The 16,513-nt window shown below is 66.8% G+C and carries 16 protein-coding genes, 1 tRNA gene and 1 pseudogene; 6 read left to right on the top strand and 12 right to left on the bottom strand.

Annotation, left to right across the window (positions count from 1 at the left end):
- Positions 1-211 precede the first annotated feature (211 nt).
- The 3 genes from EJL01_RS09640 to EJL01_RS09630 all read right to left on the bottom strand — a co-directional run bounded on the left by EJL01_RS09640 (position 212) and on the right by EJL01_RS09630 (position 3,179).
- A protein-coding gene (locus EJL01_RS09640; protein ID WP_241209084.1) for an IS3 family transposase occupies positions 212-1,386 on the bottom strand; the annotation gives its coding sequence in 2 pieces (ribosomal slippage) (positions 212-1,107 and positions 1,107-1,386; 1,176 coding nt in all).
- A 412-nt stretch (positions 1,387-1,798) separates the two neighbouring features.
- A complete protein-coding gene (locus EJL01_RS09635) occupies positions 1,799-2,134 on the bottom strand; it encodes a helix-turn-helix domain-containing protein (RefSeq protein ID WP_026936353.1) in 336 nt (111 codons plus the stop codon).
- Complete coding sequence (locus EJL01_RS09630) at positions 2,124-3,179, bottom strand: tyrosine-type recombinase/integrase (protein ID WP_125107478.1); 1,056 nt, start codon at positions 3,177-3,179, stop codon at positions 2,124-2,126. The genes EJL01_RS09635 and EJL01_RS09630 overlap by 11 nt, the downstream gene beginning before the upstream one ends.
- Before the next feature lie 100 nt (positions 3,180-3,279).
- Between EJL01_RS09630 and EJL01_RS13120 the strand changes: the two genes are divergently transcribed.
- On the top strand, positions 3,280-3,474 hold the full coding sequence (locus tag EJL01_RS13120) for a hypothetical protein (protein ID WP_206427703.1): 195 nt from the start codon (positions 3,280-3,282) through the stop codon (positions 3,472-3,474).
- Positions 3,475-4,016: 542 nt separating this feature from the next.
- Here the strand turns inward: EJL01_RS13120 and EJL01_RS09625 are convergent.
- A tRNA-Pro gene (locus tag EJL01_RS09625) sits at positions 4,017-4,090 on the bottom strand.
- 131 nt (positions 4,091-4,221) lie between these two features.
- On the opposite strand from EJL01_RS09625, the gene EJL01_RS09620 reads away from it, so the two are divergent.
- A complete protein-coding gene (locus tag EJL01_RS09620; protein WP_125107297.1) occupies positions 4,222-4,992 on the top strand; it encodes a DeoR/GlpR family DNA-binding transcription regulator in 771 nt (256 codons plus the stop codon).
- Here EJL01_RS09620 and EJL01_RS09615 read toward each other — a convergent pair.
- Complete coding sequence (locus EJL01_RS09615; RefSeq protein ID WP_125107296.1) at positions 4,982-5,638, bottom strand: HAD family hydrolase; 657 nt, start codon at positions 5,636-5,638, stop codon at positions 4,982-4,984. The two genes, EJL01_RS09620 and EJL01_RS09615, sit on opposite strands and share 11 nt — an antisense overlap.
- Before the next feature lie 121 nt (positions 5,639-5,759).
- Between EJL01_RS09615 and EJL01_RS09610 the strand changes: the two genes are divergently transcribed.
- Complete coding sequence (locus EJL01_RS09610) at positions 5,760-6,764, top strand: 1-phosphofructokinase family hexose kinase (protein WP_164509772.1); 1,005 nt, start codon at positions 5,760-5,762, stop codon at positions 6,762-6,764.
- 12 nt (positions 6,765-6,776) lie between these two features.
- The gene (locus tag EJL01_RS09605) at positions 6,777-8,759 is read left to right on the top strand and encodes a fructose-specific PTS transporter subunit EIIC (RefSeq protein WP_125107294.1); all 1,983 of its coding nucleotides are present in this window, start codon (positions 6,777-6,779) and stop codon (positions 8,757-8,759) included.
- 4 nt (positions 8,760-8,763) lie between these two features.
- Here EJL01_RS09605 and EJL01_RS09600 read toward each other — a convergent pair whose 3' ends face one another.
- From EJL01_RS09600 to EJL01_RS09595, 3 genes and pseudogenes are all read right to left on the bottom strand, one after another.
- Complete coding sequence (locus EJL01_RS09600) at positions 8,764-9,138, bottom strand: methylated-DNA--[protein]-cysteine S-methyltransferase (RefSeq protein WP_428831931.1); 375 nt, start codon at positions 9,136-9,138, stop codon at positions 8,764-8,766.
- Positions 9,104-9,274 (bottom strand): annotated as a pseudogene (locus tag EJL01_RS13485) (hypothetical protein); the annotation flags it as partial. The gene EJL01_RS09600 and the pseudogene EJL01_RS13485, both read right to left, overlap by 35 nt.
- Complete coding sequence (locus tag EJL01_RS09595; RefSeq protein ID WP_125107293.1) at positions 9,271-9,963, bottom strand: HAD family hydrolase; 693 nt, start codon at positions 9,961-9,963, stop codon at positions 9,271-9,273. The pseudogene EJL01_RS13485 and the gene EJL01_RS09595, both read right to left, overlap by 4 nt.
- Positions 9,964-9,983: 20 nt before the next feature.
- On the opposite strand from EJL01_RS09595, the gene EJL01_RS09590 reads away from it, so the two are divergent.
- On the top strand, positions 9,984-10,850 hold the full coding sequence (locus EJL01_RS09590; RefSeq protein WP_125107292.1) for a 3-methyladenine DNA glycosylase: 867 nt from the start codon (positions 9,984-9,986) through the stop codon (positions 10,848-10,850).
- Positions 10,851-10,924: 74 nt separating this feature from the next.
- Complete coding sequence (locus EJL01_RS09585) at positions 10,925-12,244, top strand: ISL3 family transposase (protein WP_431834720.1); 1,320 nt, start codon at positions 10,925-10,927, stop codon at positions 12,242-12,244.
- Between the two features lie 25 nt (positions 12,245-12,269).
- Here EJL01_RS09585 and EJL01_RS09580 read toward each other — a convergent pair whose 3' ends face one another.
- From EJL01_RS09580 to EJL01_RS09565, 4 genes are all read right to left on the bottom strand, one after another.
- Complete coding sequence (locus EJL01_RS09580; RefSeq protein ID WP_125107291.1) at positions 12,270-13,172, bottom strand: GNAT family N-acetyltransferase; 903 nt, start codon at positions 13,170-13,172, stop codon at positions 12,270-12,272.
- 25 nt (positions 13,173-13,197) lie between these two features.
- On the bottom strand, positions 13,198-13,959 hold the full coding sequence (locus EJL01_RS09575; RefSeq protein ID WP_125107290.1) for a hypothetical protein: 762 nt from the start codon (positions 13,957-13,959) through the stop codon (positions 13,198-13,200).
- Positions 13,960-14,022: 63 nt separating this feature from the next.
- The gene (locus tag EJL01_RS09570) at positions 14,023-15,480 is read right to left on the bottom strand and encodes a glyceraldehyde-3-phosphate dehydrogenase (protein ID WP_125107289.1); all 1,458 of its coding nucleotides are present in this window, start codon (positions 15,478-15,480) and stop codon (positions 14,023-14,025) included.
- A gap of 132 nt (positions 15,481-15,612) precedes the next feature.
- Positions 15,613-16,413 carry an NRAMP family divalent metal transporter gene (locus EJL01_RS09565; RefSeq protein WP_125107288.1) on the bottom strand — a complete coding sequence of 267 codons (801 nt, stop codon included), beginning with the start codon at positions 16,411-16,413 and terminating at the stop codon, positions 15,613-15,615.
- Positions 16,414-16,513 lie beyond the last annotated feature (100 nt).

Genomic DNA, 16,513 nt, shown 5'->3' with positions numbered 1-16,513 from the left:
CGAGTTCCGGGCGGCGGACGATGATGGTCGCGTGCTGCCTGCACCGCGAGCAGTCACCGAACGATCGAGGGTCGGCTCGCCAGCATTCGCGGCAGAAGCGCTGTCCGTCGATCGTGCGCTGCACGGGTCGGACCCGGCCACAGGAAGCGCAGGAGACGGACCTGGCGTTCCGCTCGCAAGGGTCCGCTGAAGGTTTGGTTGACCTCCGGGTTTATGCCGCCAGTGTAGCGGCTGGGTTCATGATGAGTTCGAACTCGATGGGGGTGAGTTTCCCGAGTCGGCGTTGACGGCGTTTGCGGTGGTACTTGCCCTCGATCCAGGACACGATGGCCAGGCGCAGTTCCTCTCGTGTGCCCCAGGATCGACGGTCGAGGACGTTCTTCTGCAGGAGCGCGAAGAACGACTCCATCGCGGCGTTATCGCCACATGCCCCGACCCTGCCCATCGAGCCACGTAGCCTGTGGCGCTTCAGCGCTTTGCGGAAGCGGCGCGACCGGAATTGGGACCCTCTATCGGAATGGACGATCACCCCAGCGGGCCGGCCTCGGTGGGCCACTGCCATCTCGAGCGCGTTGACGGCGATCCGGGCCTTCATCCGTGAATCGATCGAGTAGCCGACGATCCGGTTGGAGAACACGTCCTTGATCGCACACAGGTAGACCTTGCCCTCGCGGGTGCGGTGCTCGGTGATGTCGGTCAGCCATAGCTCGTTGGGGCCGTCGGCGCTGAACTGCCTGTTGACCAGGTCATCGTGAACCGGCGCGCCGGCCTTCTTGTAGCGAGTCTTCCGCGTGGTGAACACCGATTGGATGCCGGCGACCCGGCACAACCGCCACACTCTGCGCTCGGACAACTCGTAGCCCAACTCAGCGAGGTCGTCTGCCAGCACCCGGTAGCCGCCCTCCGGGTCGTCGTTGTGAAGCTGATGCAACACCGAGATGAGCTCTTGCTCCTCGGCCTCACGGGCTGACACCGGTTGCTTGAGCCACTTGTAGTAGCCCTGTTTGGAGAATCCCAGTATCCGGCACGCGACCGCCACCGGCACCCTCACCCGGGCACCGACCGCGGCCATCTCCTTCACGAGCGGATAGATCATTTTGGGGGCGTGATGTGAGCCTGCGACAGATACGCCGCCGCGCGCCGTAGCACCTCGTTTTCCATCTCCAACTCCCGGATCCGACGCAGTGCCTGCGACATGTCCTTGCGCGCCTCTGGATCGGTGGTCGGGGTCATCCCATGGGACTTGAACCTCGCGTCACGGAGCCATGCCTGCAGCGTGGTTTTCGCCACTCCGAGGTCCTTGACGACCTGCTTTTGAGGGATACCCGACTCGACCAACGCGACCGCGTCGCGCTTGAACTCGTCGGTGTAGGTGATCTTCGGCATGGTTGCCATCCTTTCAGCACGACGCCCTCTCAGGAATCATGCGGTCTTGGAGTCAACCAAACCTTCGGCAGTCCCCAACGAGAGCAGTGCCGACCACCGCTCGGCGTCTTGTGGGGCATTCTCACCGAGCGGCCGCAGGACTCGCACGTCGGCAGCACTACCCGGTCCGCTCCTTCTTCTACCAGCGCGCGGGCCAGATCCTGGACGGTCACCGGCACATTCGCATGCCGCCCCTCGAGGACCCCAGGCTGCTTGATCAGCGCGAGCTCAAGAAGCCGCTGCGTGAGGGGCACTGGCGCAACCGAATGCACGATCTCAGCGAGACGCTCGGGCAAGATCTCGGGAACGAGGGGACGCACGAGGTCGATAACTTCCGTGACTCTCGGCTGCTGCGGAGGCTTGGCCACCGTGGCTACTTCGTACGCGGACGGCGGATGGTTGCGCGGACAGGACGGAGATCACCGATCGACCCGCGCGTCGCTTCCTCGCCCACGGCCACCGGGGTCGATGCCTCTCGGCGAGCGATTGTCACGAGATCGTCGAGTGAGCACTCCAGCGCATCGCACAACGCCGCCAACACGTCGAGACGCACCCGCTGAGGCGGTTGCGTCACCAGCCGATACACCTGCTCCCTGGACAGGTCGATCCCGCGTTCCTCGAGCAGTGGCTTCAGCTTGGAGGTCTGGAAGATCCCGCGCGAAGCCATCACTCTGCGGAGATTCCATCCGGTGTCGAGCTCAACGGTCATCAGCTTCTCCTTCGATGAGGGCCTTCAGTGCTTCCGCGAGCACCCGGTTCTTGTAGTCCGAACTGACGGAGGCGTAGATCGAGGTCGTCGAGGCGTGCATGTGCCCGACCTGCTCCTGGACGAATCGATCGGCATAGCCGAACTCCAGCAAATGCGTGACGTAGGAATGCCGGAGGCTGTGCAGCGTCAGATCCTTCGACAGGCCAGCCTCGTCCCGCAGCTCCGCGAACCTCCGGTCGAGATACCCGGCGGACAGACGCGTGCGACGCTCGGTCACCCAGAGCGCGTCAAGGTCAACTCCGGGCGCGAAGCGTTCCCGGGCCTGCTCGAGCCATTGCTGCATGCCCGGCACCCACCAGTCGAACTCCGGCACCAGCAGCACCGTCCGCCGCCGCGGCGCACCACCTCCTGCAGCCTTCGCCCACCGCACGTGTATCGCGCCGTAACGCCCCCACTGGCGCATCTTTGCGTTGTGGTGCAGGTCGACGGTGTCGAGCATCACCGCCTCCGTGCGGCGCAACCCGAACGCGTAGACCGTCTTCAGCAGTTGTGCGTCACGCAACGCCCCGAGAGCGCCCTGCCGGCCCGACGCCACGAGCAGCTCGACGCGAGCGTCGGCGGTGTCGAACAGGCGCTCGATCTCGTCGTACGTGAACGGGCGGCGTTTCCCGTCCCCCTCGAACTCAAACCGGTGCGCGACCGTGTTCCACGGCAGACACACCTGGGACGGGACCTCACCGAACTCCCGGTCGCAGATCTCCATCCAGTCGTACAACGGGTTCGTGAGGTAGTCGCAGAATCCCCGGATGGACCCGTGATTGGCGCGCATCGTCGACAGCGTGCGAGTGCGTCCGCCCGATTCCGCGGTGAACTCATCCACATCGGCGACCGTCCACCTCCACGGGGGCTTGTCCACGAAATCACGGAACCGCGACACCGTCGCCGTCCGATTTCGAATCGTTTGCTCGCGGAGCCCGCGTGACAACTGCTGGTTCCGCCAGCCCTCGATCATCGCGTTGAAGACCTGTTCCTCCGGGTTCGCCAATGCGACGTTCGACGCTGACGTGAGCAGCCGAAGCGCCGCTGCTGTCAGCAACCACGAGGATGTCGTGTGGCAACTGAAGGAGCAGGCTGGTTCGATCAGCGTGCAGACGGTCATGGGGATCCTCGGTTCGATGTCCGGCGACTTCGCCGGATTCGCAGGGGCTGCGGGTCAGGCGTTCGAGGTTGGCAATACGCAGTCCTTGAGAGCCGTTGTAGACCGGCTGAAGCTCGCCGGCGTCATCAAGCTGCAGCAGGGTGGACAGCCCAGAGATCGCTGGAAGCTGCGCATCGCTTAACCCCCTGCTACGGTCGCCACTACAAAGCTCGTCCTCGCTCTAGGCTCAGGTTCATGGAGCGGACCACATCGAGGGTCCGGATGGAGATCAAGATACGTCGGGATCTCTCGGGATCGCGCAGGGCTTCGCAGGACGTCGGTCGGGATCATTCAGGATCTGACGGGATCTCTCGGGATACGACTACGTGTCGGACGCGCGCTGCCTAGGCAGTATGACAAGTATTCACTCGAGGTGGGCTATGCCCACCTGACAAGGACCGTCATGCCTAGCGATTGGATGTAAACCTGAGGTTCTGCGCCGTCGTTAGACGTCATTCGATAGGCCAGTCGCCGGGCAATCCAGTACTACAGCGAGCAGATAAACCCCAGAATCACGAGGGTCTTCGTCTCACCTGCCTTGCGAGCGCGCCACGTACAGGCTTGGAGTGTCGGGATAGTTCGCAAAAAACCTTGCGGGTACATTTGCGGGTACATTGGCCATTTTGACCCACTGTTCACACGACAAAGCCCTGATGAAAATTGCTTCTCATCAGGGCTTTTCGGTCGGGCTGACAGGATTTGAACCTGCGACCCCTTGACCCCCAGTCAAGTGCGCTACCAAACTGCGCCACAGCCCGTTGTTCACCGTGGTGACAACTCGAATAGCTTAGCGCATCCGGCGCCGCGAATGAAACCGAGCTGGCGCGCGGTGGCGACTTGGGTATTCTTGCGAACACAATCGACAGCAACACGAGGTTCGGGAGCAAGGATGGCCGAGGCAAAGTACGCAGAAGAGCGTCGGGCGGAGCTGCTGCGCATCCTCGCATCGGCGGGCCGAATCGACGCGGCCACGGTCGCAGCCGAGTTTGGCGTGACTTCTGAGACAGTGCGCAAGGACCTCATCGCGCTCGAAAACACGGGCCTACTGCGGCGAGTGCACGGCGGCGCAGTGCCGGCCGACTCGCACCTGTACGAGCCGACGCTCGAGGCGCGTATCGAGTTTTCGGCCGAGAAGCAGCGCATCGCACACAAGGCGCTCGAGTACATCCCAAACGGCGGGGCGGCGCTCTTCGACGCAGGCACCACGACGCACCGGCTCGTGCAGCAACTCCCCCACTCGGCGAACTTCACGGCCTACGTCAACGCGCTGCCGCTTGCGACGACACTCCTACGCCAGCCGCAGGTGCGCGTCGAGCTCGTCGGCGGCATGATGCGCGCGGTCACCTCGGCCGCGGTCGGCGACCGTACGGTGCGCGCGTTCGGCGGCATCAACGTCGGCGTCGCCTTCCTCGGCACGAACGGCATCCACCCCGAGCGCGGGCTCACGACGCCGAACCCCGACGAGGCCGCGGTCAAGCACGCGATGCTCGCCTGCGCCGAGCAGCGCATCGTGCTCACCGACCACTCGAAGTTCGGGCTCGTGCGCGGCGTGCGCCACGCCGAGCTCGCCGACATCGACATCATCATCACCGACCGCGACGTGCCCGCGGAGATGCACCGTGAACTCGACGCTGCGGGCGTGGAACTCGTTATCGCGTAAGCAGCTCGACGTCGATCTCGGCCAGGCTCGCAACCACCTCGACGCCGAGCGCCTCGAACGCCTCGCGATCCGCAGCATCCGACGGCACCGCGATCACGCGCATCCCCGCGTCCCGCCCCGCGGTCGCCCCGCTCACCGAGTCCTCGACCACGACGCAGCGCGCGGGCTCGACGCCGAGCGCGCTGGCGGCGGTCAGGTACGGCTCGGGATGCGGCTTGGCGCGCGCCACCTCGTCGCCGGCCACGGATGCGGCAAATGCAATCGGCGCTACGGCGAGCACCGGGTCGATGAGCGGGCGATAGCTCGACGACACGAGCGCGCAGGGCACCCCAGCATCCGCCACCAGCCGCAGCAACTCGCGCGAGCCCGGCAGCCAGTCCGGCCCCTCGGCGTGGTGTGCCGCCACGCGCTCGGTGAGCACCTGCGCGATCACCTCGGGGTCGCCACGCACCCCGGCGGCCACCAACTCGCGCGCCGTGTTGATGAGCGGCGTGCCGAAGACCTCGCGCGCCTGCGCCGAAGTCCAGGTCACGCCGGCCTCGCGCGCGAGCTCCTGCTCGCACACCTCCCAGGCGTACTCAGAATCGATCAGCGTGCCGTCCATGTCCCAGCAGATCGCGGCGGGCAGGGTGGGTGCTCCGGTCATGCCAACTCCTCATTCCGTTGCGAATCCAACACAATCCAAAGGTATCCCCGCAAGACACTTGCCAAAAGTCCAACAATCTCCAATAATTCCAATTAAAGCCAAACAAGCATCGGAGGGGCACGTGAGCGAGAACACCGCGCACCACATCGTCACCGTCACGCCAGCGCCGGCGATTGACTGGACGGTCACCGTCTCGAGCTTCGCGCTCGGCGCCGTGAACCGGGCGACCACCTCAACCCGCGAGGCCAGTGGCAAGGGCGTCAACGTCGCCTGGGCCCTGCACCGCGCGGGCGTTGCCAGCCAGGCCATCGTGCCCGCGGGCGGCAACACCGCTGAATTCATGGCCACCCAGTTCACCGCAGGCGGGCTCGGCCACGAGATCATCCCCATCGCCCGCGAGGTGCGCACGAACATCACGCTCATCTCCCCCGGCGAATCCACCAAGATCAACGAGCCGGGCACGCCCCTCGACGACGCCGAGTGGGCCAGCCTGAGCGCCGCCGTCGAGCTCGCTGCCAAGAACGCGAGCATCATCGCGCTCTGCGGCAGCCTGCCCACCGGCGCCGAAGCGGATGTGTATGGCCGACTCATCGCGTCGGTGCGAGCCCGCGCTCCCCACGTGCGCATCGCACTCGACACCTCGGGCGAGCCGCTGAACCAGTCGGTCAGCGCCGGTCCTGACTTGATCAAGCCGAACGTCGACGAGCTCGCCGAACTCACGGGCCGCCCGCTGCGCAGTCTCGGCGAGGTGCGCGCGGCCGCCGACCACGCCCGCGAACTCGGCGCCGGTGCCGTGCTCGCCAGCCTCGGCGGCGACGGCTCGATGCTCGTCACAGCCGATGGCGCCTGGATCGCCCGAGCCCACGACATCCCCGTCGTCAACACTGTCGGCGCGGGTGACGCGCTGCTCGCCGGCTTCCTTGCCGACGGCAACTTCGACTCCGAGAGCCTGCGCAACGCCTCGCTGTGGGCCTCGAGCGCCGTTGCCTCCCCCACCACGCTGTTCCCCGTGCGTGACGAGTTCGCGAGCCGCATCACCGTGCGCGACTTCGCGACCGAGTCCACGCTCGCTAGCACCGCACTTTCGGAGCCCGCCGCTCCGCCCGCAACAACCCCCGCTAACTAAGGAGACGGAGAGATGACCGAGCCGTACATCATCGCCGCAACCGGGTGCCCCACCGGTGTGGCACACACGTTCATGGCCGAGGAGGCCATCATCAAGGCCGCGCAGGCGCGCGGCATCGAAGTGAAGGTCGAAACCCACGGGCAGGCGGGCGTCGAGCACGCCCTCACCGCCGACGACATCCGCCGCGCCACCGCGGTCATCGTCGCGGCCGACAAGGACGTGCAGGCCGAGCGCTTCGCCGGCAAGCCGCTCGTCAACGTGTCGGTCGCCGCCGGCATCCACAAGGCCGACCAGCTCATCGACCAGGCCCTTGCGAAGGCCGAGGCCGGCGAGCGCGCCGCCGCGAGTGACGGCGAGCCCGAGTCGGCGCTCGACGCCGACCTCCTCGACGTGAAGTCGATCGAGACGAGCGGCACCGGCTGGCGCAAGGTCGGCCGCGACATCTACAAGAGCCTCATGAACGGCGTCTCGCACATGCTGCCGTTCGTCGTCGCGGGCGGCGTACTCATCGCGGTCTCGTTCCTCTGGGGCATCTACTCGGCCGACCCGTCGAGCGACCAGTACAACCCCTTCGCCGCGAGCCTCAAGGAGATCGGCGGCATCGCGATGAGCCTCATGGTGCCGGTGCTCTCGGCGTTCATCGCCGACGCGATCGCGAAGCGCCCCGGTCTCGTCGTCGGTTTCATCACGGGCCTCATCGCCTCGACCTACGGCACCGGCTTTCTTGGCGGCCTCGTCACCGGTTTCCTCGCCGGGTACGGCATGCTCCTGCTCGACCGCGCGCTGAAGTGGCTGCCAAAGTCGCTCAACGGCCTCAAGGCAATCTTCCTCTTCCCCGTCATCGGCACCGTTGTGTTCGGCCTCATCACGCTCTGGATCGCGACGCCGATGGCTGGCATCTCGACCGCGTTGCAGGACTGGCTCACCTCGTTCCAGGACGCGAACCCGCTGCTGCTCGGCATCGTGCTCGGCTGCATGATGGCGTTCGACATGGGCGGCCCCGTGAACAAGGCCTCATACGTCACCGGCGTCGCGCTGCTCGGCGAGGGCAACCTCACGTTCATGGCCGCCGTCATCGCCGCGGGCATGACCCCGCCGCTCGTCACTGCGATCGCCACGACGCTGTTCCCGAAGGGCTTCCAGCCCGCCGAGCGCCGCGCGGGCTACGTCAACTACGTGCTCGGCGCGACGTTCATCACCGAGGGCGCGATCCCGTTCGGCGCACGCAACCCGCTCGTCGTCATCCCGATCTTCATGGTCTCGAGCGCGATCAGCGGCGCCCTCTCGCTCGTCTGGGGCGCCGGCTCGCCGGCCCCGCACGGCGGCTTCCTCATCCTCCCCGTTGTCACAAACCCGCTGCTCTGGTTCCTCGCGATCCTCATCGGTTCCCTCGTCGGCGGCGTGATCTTCGGCCTCTACCGCACCGCGTCGGCCCGCCGCGCGGCGGCGAATGAGGCGGATGCGCCGGTCAAGCAGGATGCGCCGGTCGCCTCGGCCGCGCCGGTCGCGCCCGCTGCGGCCCCGGCTGCCGCCGGCACGACGCTCACCGCAACCCGCATCTTCACCCGCGACCACGTGCGCGTCGGCGTCGAGGCCTCGGGCCGCGACGGGCTGCTGCAGCGGGTCGCCGCGACGGCGCAGGAGCTCGGCGTGACGAACGACCCGCAGGCGGTCGTTGACGGGATGCTCGACCGCGAGGCGCAGAGCACGACAGCGCTCGCGCAGGGCGTGTCGATCCCCCACGTGAAGTCGGCGGCGGTGAGCGAGGCGGCGATCATCATCGTCCGCGGCACGCAGGCCGTCACCTGGACCGACGGCGAACTCGTCTCGACCGCCCTCGCGATCCTCGTGCCCGAGGCCGAGGCGGGCAGCACCCACCTCGAGCTACTCGCGAAGATCGCGCGCGGGCTCATGGACGACGAGATGCGCGAGACACTCGTCTCGGGCGACGCCGACGCGATCTACGCGCGCGTCGACGCCCAGCTCAAGAGCTAACTCGCTAGAACAACCGCGCCGCGCTGGCTGCCTCGGGCTCTTCGAGCTCGAGCAGCCAGCGTTTGCGTTCGAGGCCGCCCGCGTAGCCGGTGAGCGTGCCGTTGGCGCCGACGACGCGGTGGCACGGGATGATCACGCTGAGCGGGTTGTGGCCGACGGCCTGGCCGACGCGCTGCGCGAGGTGGCGGTTGCCAAGCTGCTCGGCGAGCTCGCCGTACGTCGTCGTCGCCGTAGGGAATCTCGCGCAGGAGCGCCCAGCAGGGCTCCGAGAACTCGTCGCCGGTCGGTCGCAGCGGCACCGTGAACTCCCGCAGCTCCCCAGCGAAGTAGCGCGCGAGCTCGTCGCTCGCGAAGGTGAACAGCGCGTCGTCCTCGGCATCCACCTCCGGCCCGAACGTCGCGGGGTCGGGCAGGTATTTCTGGTCGCTGAAGTAGCAGCCGCGCAGCACATCCACGTCGCCGACGAGGATCACGCAGCCGAGCTGCGTCTCAATGCGGGTGTGGCGGATGCTCATGCGACGCCCAATCGCAGGCGCTCGCCGGCGCGCAGCCGCGCGAGCTCGTCGATGCCGATGCGCTCGAGCGAGTCGGCGAGCGAGACACCGAGCCGCTCGAACTCATCGAGCTGCGCGAGCGAGCTCGGCACCACGAGCACGTGCGCGCCGGCGGTGACGCCCGCGGTCGCGCCGCTCACCGAGTCCTCGATGACCAGGCAGTCGGCGATCGGCACGCCGAGGCGCTCGGCGGCGGTGAGGTACGGCTCGGGCTCGGGCTTGTTCGCGTGCACCTCGTCACCGGCGACCGACTCCGAGAACACGGCCGCGGGCGCGGCGGCGAGCACGGCGTCGATGAGGCGACGGTAGCTCGCCGAGACGATCGCCGCCGGCACCTGTGCCGCGCGAACGGTGGCGAGGAGCGCCTCGACCCCGGGCATCCAGGTCACCCCGTCGCGGTGATGGTCGACCATCACGCCGACGAGGTCGTCGAGCGCCGCCTCGGCGCTGAGCGGCAGGCCGAGCGCGCGCATCTCGGCGATCGTCACTGCGAGCGGCTTGCCGATCGTCGAGCGGGCGTCGTCCTCCGTCCAGCGCGAGCCGTGGCGGTCGGCCATCGCACGCTCCGAGGCGCTCCAGAGCGGCTCCGAGTCGACAAGGGTGCCGTCGAGGTCGAACAGAATGGCGGCGGGCAGCTGCGATGTGGTCATACCGGTAATCTTGTCTGGTCATGTTGCAGACCACCTGGCAGGCGCGCGAGGCGGCACACCGCGAGCGCGCCGACGCCCTCACCTCCGACTATCGCGCCGCGCGCGACGCCGGCCGCAAGCACGCCATCGACGACTTCCTCTTCACGTACTACTCGTACAAGCCGGCCGTGCTGCGCCGCTGGCACCCCGGCATCGGCGTCGCCCTCGAGGGCGCGGATGCGTTCGCCGAGCGCCGCTGGTATCGGCAGGATGCGTCGGGTCGCGTCGAGGTCGATGCCGCGGCGTTCCTCGCGGCGAAGGGCGATCTCGTCGAGCGCATCCGGGCCCTCACCGCCTCGATCGCGGGCCGCGACGGCCAGTTCGGCTGCTTCGGGCTGCACGAGTGGGCGATGGTCTACCGCGACGACGAGCACCGGCATCCGATTCCGCTGCGACTCGGCCAGCGGGGTACGGATGCGGTGGTCGAGTCGCACCGCATCACCTGCAGCCACTACGACGCCTACCGCTTCTTCACGCCCGACGCCCGGCCCCGCAACCTGCTCGAACCGACGCGAGAGCGCCAGTGCGAGCTCGACCAGCCGGGATGCCTGCACGCGAACATGGACGTCTACAAGTGGTGCGTCAAGCTCGGCCCGCTCGTGCCGGGTGAGTTGCTGCTCGACGCGTTCGCCCTCGCGAAGGAGATCCGCTGGCTCGACATGGCGGCATCGCCCTATGACGTGCGCGACTACGGCGTCGACCCGGTCGAGATCGAGACCCCGGCGGGCAAGGCCGAGTACGTGCGCCAGCAGCGCGCGTTTGCCGCCCGCTCACAGCAGCTGCGGGCGCGGCTGCTCGAGGTTATCGGGCTCTTCGGACATTCGGTGGGGGTAGGGCTCGCCGGGTGAGGTTCGACGGGTAGGGGTCGAGGTCCCCGAGGATCAGAAGCGCTAACCACCTGATCCATTACGAGGACCTCGACGTGCTTCACCCTACTTCGGGGTGCGCTGACGCGCGCTCTGCCACTGACCCGTGTTCCCGCTGCGACCTCCTGCTCGGCCTCGACGGCGTCCATGTCGAGCACGTGGACCGCCGCAACGGACTACTGATCGTGACGGTCTCGAGTCCTGCGGCGCCTGCCGGTTGCCCGTCGTGCGGGACCGTGGCGACCGGCCGTGGACGTCGCCGCCGGCTGCTTCATGACGTGCCCGGCATGACACGGGTGCGAATCGTGTGGCGGCAGCGAGTCTGGCGGTGCGACGAGTCGGGCTGTGCACGACAGACGTTCGTGGAACAGCTGCCGTCTCTTGTCGCCCCGCGTGGGGCACTCACCCGACGCGCGGTCGTCTGGGCAGTCGGTCAGCTGCGTCGCGAACACGCCACGATCGAAGGATTGCGTCGCCAGCTGGGCACGTCGTGGAAGACGGTGTGGCGGGCCGTCGAGCCGGAGCTTGTGAAGCTCGCGGCCGATGAGTCCCGGTTCGAGAACGTGACAACGCTGGGCGTTGACGAGCACATCTGGCATCACGTCGACCCGCGCAAGCGCGGTCCGAAAGAGCTGACCGGGATGGTCGACCTCACCCGCGACAGCACCGGGAAGACGCGGGCCCGGCTGTTGGACCTCGTGCCGGGCAGGTCGGGGAAGGCCTACGCGACCTGGCTCAGCGCACGTGGCGACGCATTCCGCGAGCAGGTGAAGGTCGCGGCGCTGGATCCGTTCGCCGGTTACAAGACCGCGATCGACGACAAACTGCAAGATGCCACCGCCGTGCTGGACGCGTTCCATGTCGTCAAGCTCGGCACCGTCGCGGTCGACGAGGTTCGCCGTCGGGTCCAGCAAGACACTCTCGGCCATCGCGGTCGGAAAGGTGATCCGCTCTACGGGATCCAGACCATCCTCCGCGCCGGGGCTGAGAACCTCACCGACAAGCAGTGGGCGCGCCTGACCGCAGCCATCGAGGCGAACCCGGCCCACGACGAGGTGTTCGTCGCATGGCAGTGCGCGCAGCAACTTCGCTCGGCCTATCACCAGAAGGACCTCGCTGAGGGGCGACAGATCGCCGAGAAGGTCGTCGAGTCGTTCCACACCTGTCCGATCCCCGAGATCGCACGCCTCGGCCGCACCCTGCGACGCTGGCGCTCAGCGTTCCTCGCCTACTTCACCACCAGCCGAGCAAACAACGGCGGCACCGAAGCAATCAACGGGATCATCGAGCTGCATCGTCGCCTCGCTCGCGGCTTCCGCAACCGCGAGAACTACCGCCTACGAATGCTCCTCGCCGCCGGCGGACTCACCCCATGACCCCACCGAATGTCCGAAGAGCCGGTTATCGACGCCGCCACATCGTCGTCAGCGGGCGAAAGCCCTGCCGCAGCCAGAACGGCCCCGACTCGGGGTTGAGCGCGCCGAAGTCAACGGCGAGCAGCTCGGCGCCCGCCGCGCGGGCGCGCGCGTCGAGCTCGCCGACGAGCGCCGCGCCGACGCCACCCGCGCGCAGGCGCCGCGTCACGGCCGTGAACTGCACGTAGAGCTCCCGCTCGCGACTCGTGCGCGGCGCCACGGTACCCGGGGCGGCGAAGTTCGCGACGCCCGCAACGAGACCGAAGTATTCGGCGATGACCGCGAGCACGGGCACATCGACGACCTTGGCCGCATAGTCGAGCAGGTGTTCGCGCAGCTGCGGATGCGCCCACGCGCCGGTCGCGGCGGCGGCGTCGGCTGCGTGGAGTTCCTCGAGCAATCCGGCGACGCCCGCCCGATCCTCGGCGGTCACCTCGCGGAGCTTGCGGCCCGGCTTCGACGCCCACGCCGACGGGCGCGGCTCGCCCTCAACGCGACGCACCGCGAACGTGCTCACGGGTGTGAAGCCGCGGGCCGCGAGCACCGCCGGGGCGCCCCGCAACGCGACGGGCAGCTCGAGCTGCAGCGGCACGCCGGTCGGCGCACCCGTCGCCCACGCATCAAGCAGCGCCGCGAGGTCGCCGCCCGCCGGCGCCTCGGGGTCCTCCCCCGAGGTGTCGGCGCCGCGCACCACAAGCTCATCGACGACGGGCGGGTTAAAGATCGACCAGGATGCGCCCGGATCGGGCCGCACCTCGCTCGCGACGCCGACCAGGCTGCCGGCCGCGTGCATCCGCTCGCCCTCGGGCCGAGTGTATGGCGCGAGTTCGGCGAAGGCGTGGATGCGCCAGTCATTCATGGCGGCGGTGGCGGCGTCGAGATTGGTCACTCGCTCGACGCTACACGCCGCCGAGTCACCCCGTTTGGTAGATGACCTCGCGGTACCGCGGACGGTACCCCATGCGCTCGTTGACCTCGATCATCCAGGGGTTGACGTGCGAGTTCCACGTCGCGATGCGGCGCACCGCCGGAAACTGTTCGGCGATGGCGCGGTGCGTCGCGAGCTTGAGCGCCAGGCCGAGGCGGTGGCCCCGGTGCGCCTCGAACACGAGCGTGTTGCGTTGAAACGCAAGGTCGGCGCCCGGCTCGGTGCGCACCTCGACCTCGGAGTGGGCGGCGAGGCTGCCGTCGGGCGCCTGCGACACCGCGATGATGCTGAAGTAGCCTGAGGCGGTGCTGCGGGCCTCGCCCTCGCGGATGCGTTCGGGCGTGTAGTCGGCGATCTCGCCCACGACGTCCTCGTCGGGCTCGTCGAGCTCGAGCTGCGTGAGCAGCTTGCCGTACTGCTCGAGGTACTCGTCGGGCACGCGGTTTGACCAGATCAGCGTCGAGTAGCCGGCGCTGCGCGCATCCGCCTCTGCCTGCAGCTCGGCATAGCCGAGATCAAGGTTCTCTTGCAGCGGGAAATCAACGCTCGCCTCGCCGACGACCCAGTCGCCCTCCCAGGCGGCCCAGAACAGGTGGCGGTTGAACTCGCTGTCGGCAATCTCGGCGCGCAGCTGCGCCGCGGTCTGCACGACGCTGCCGCCAAACTGGGCGAGGTCGTGGGCGCCGCGAAACGCCGCGACCGCCTCGAGCCCGCGCTCGTCGTCAAGCTGAATGCGAGAAATGGTCAACGGTGACACTCGCCCAAGGATACTCGGGCGAGTGTCACCGTTCACAGCGGTACTTCGAGGGGTCTATACCTCGAGCACGTCGCGGCGCACCGGCACGACGGCCGGATGCACGTTGCCGAGCGCCTCGATAACTCGCACAACCTGCTTCGAATAGCCGAACTCGTTGTCATACCAGACGTAGAGCACGAGGTTCTTGCCGTTCGCGATGGTCGCGAGACCGTCGACGATGCCGGCGCGGTCGTGGCCGACGAAGTCGGTCGACACGACGTCCTTCGACTCGATGTAGTCGATCTGCTGGCGCAGCTCGGAGTGCAGCGATACCTGGCGCAGGTAGTCATTGACCTGCTCCTTCGTCACCTCGGTCTCGAGCTCGAGGTTGAGCACGGCCATCGAGACGTCGGGGGTGGGGACGCGGATCGCGTTACCGGTGAGCTTGCCCGCGAACTCGGGCAGGGCCTTCGCGACGGCCTTCGCCGCACCGGTCTCGGTGAGCACCATGTTCAGCGTCGCGGCGCGGCCGCGGCGCGAACCCTTGTGGTAGTTGTCGATGAGGTTCTGGTCGTTCGTGAACGAGTGCACCGTCTCGACGTGGCCGTGGTTGACGCCAAACTTCTTGTCGAGCGCGTGCAGCACCGGGGTGATGCCGTTCGTGGTGCACGAGGCGGCCGAGAGTATCTGCTCGTCGTCGCGGATGTCCTTGTCGTTGATACCGAACACGACGTTGCGGATGTCGCCCTTACCCGGCGCGGTGAGCAGCACGCGGGCCACCCCCTTCGCCTGGAGGTGCTGGCCGAGGCCCTCCTCGTCGCGCCAACGACCGGTGTTGTCGACGACAATCGCGTCGTTGATACCGAACTGGGTGTAGTCAACGGCGGTCGGGTCGTTCGAGTAGATGACCTGGATCAGCGTGCCGTTGGCGAGGATCGTGTTGTTGTCGCGATCGACCCTAATCGTGCCCTTGAACGGGCCGTGCACCGAGTCGCGGCGAAGCAGCGAGGCGCGCTTCTCGAGGTCATCGTCGCCGTTCTTGCGCACCACGACGGCGCGCAGGCGCAGGCCGGGGCCGGTGGTCGCCTGGTCGATGAGGATGCGCGCGAGGATGCGGCCGATGCGGCCGAAACCGTAGAGCACGACGTCGGTGCCGCCGTCGCCCTCAACCACGGGGCGAACATCCGTCAGCTGGTCAGCGAGGAACGCATCCACATCACCCGAGGATGCCTGCTTAAACGCGACGCCAAGCGCGCCGAGATCGACCGAGGCAATGTTCAGGCTCATGCGGCTGAGGCCCTCGAGCAGCTGGCGGGTGACGTCAAGACTGAGTGCTTCGCCGCCCGCGTGACGACGACCGAAACGGTGCGCCTTGATGACGTCGATCGACGACATGTTGATCAGGCGGCGACCGTGGATCGAGGTGACGATATTCCGCTCGCGGTACAGCTTAGAAATCAGCGGAATCACCTGCTCCGCGGCGTCCAGTTGTTCAAACCACTGACGCTGCTCAGCCTGATGCACTTCGGTCATAGTGGGACGTCCTCCGTTGGGTCCGGTTTTCGGCGCTTGTCGGCGCACTGTGGGCTCTTTCAGAGTACCTGACTGCCTCTAGTGCCAGGACGCTACAGGCGACCACCCTTCGACCGACATAAATGGCCAGATTTACACGACACCAATTGCTTTCAAGATGTTCACGATTCCAAGGAAGCAAACGAACCCAACGGCGACAAATGCCAGAACGTTGAGCCAGGCCTTGTTCACCAAATCACCCATAATGCTCTTTCGGTTTACGAAGATGAGCACGAACACTGCAGTAATCGGCAGGAGCATTCCATTAATGGATTGCGCCGCGATAATGGTCGCAATTGGTGACGAATTCATGACTACAAAGATAATCACTGGCAGCCAGGCCACGAGTGAAAGGATGATTCGGAAACCCGGCGCCTTCAAGTCATTCGACATGTTGAAAGTTTCCGTTGTTACATACGCTGCAGATAGTGCAGCCATCGGCATGGAAGAGACTGCAGCGGCGAATAAGCCAATGTTGAAGAAGACATACGCGAACGGGCCAAGAATCGGTTCCAGCGCCGTCGACATGTCTGCCGCGTTCTCAATCTTTAGCGTGCCTTCAAGGAACCTTGGGTTCAGCACCGCGGCAGCGGTGACACCGACCGCCATGGTCACGAGACCGCCGATGCACATCGGGATGATGGTGTCGAGGCGTGCTAGACCAGTGAATCCCTTGGGATTCTTGTGCCATCCTCGCTCCAATACCGCAGAGGAGTGCAGATAGAGGTTGTACGGGACGACGGTCGTGCCGATCAAACCGGTGACAAGCAACACCTGCGAGGAAGAGAACTCCGGTATCGTGAGTCCCTTAATCATTTCTCCATAATTAGGGCCCACCGCGATCATGTCGATCAGAAATACTGCACTCATGACAATAACCGGCTCTTCGGACATTCGGTGGGGGTAGGGCTCGCCGGGTGAGGTTCGACGGGTAGGGGTCGAGGTCCCCGAGGATCAGAAGCGCTAACCACCTGATCCATTACGAGGACCTCGA

Origin of the sequence: Gulosibacter massiliensis (assembly GCF_900626105.1) — a bacterium.
GTDB classification, from domain to species: Bacteria; Actinomycetota; Actinomycetes; order Actinomycetales; family Microbacteriaceae; genus Gulosibacter; species Gulosibacter sediminis.
This window is presented reverse-complemented; position numbering and strand designations above follow the sequence as displayed.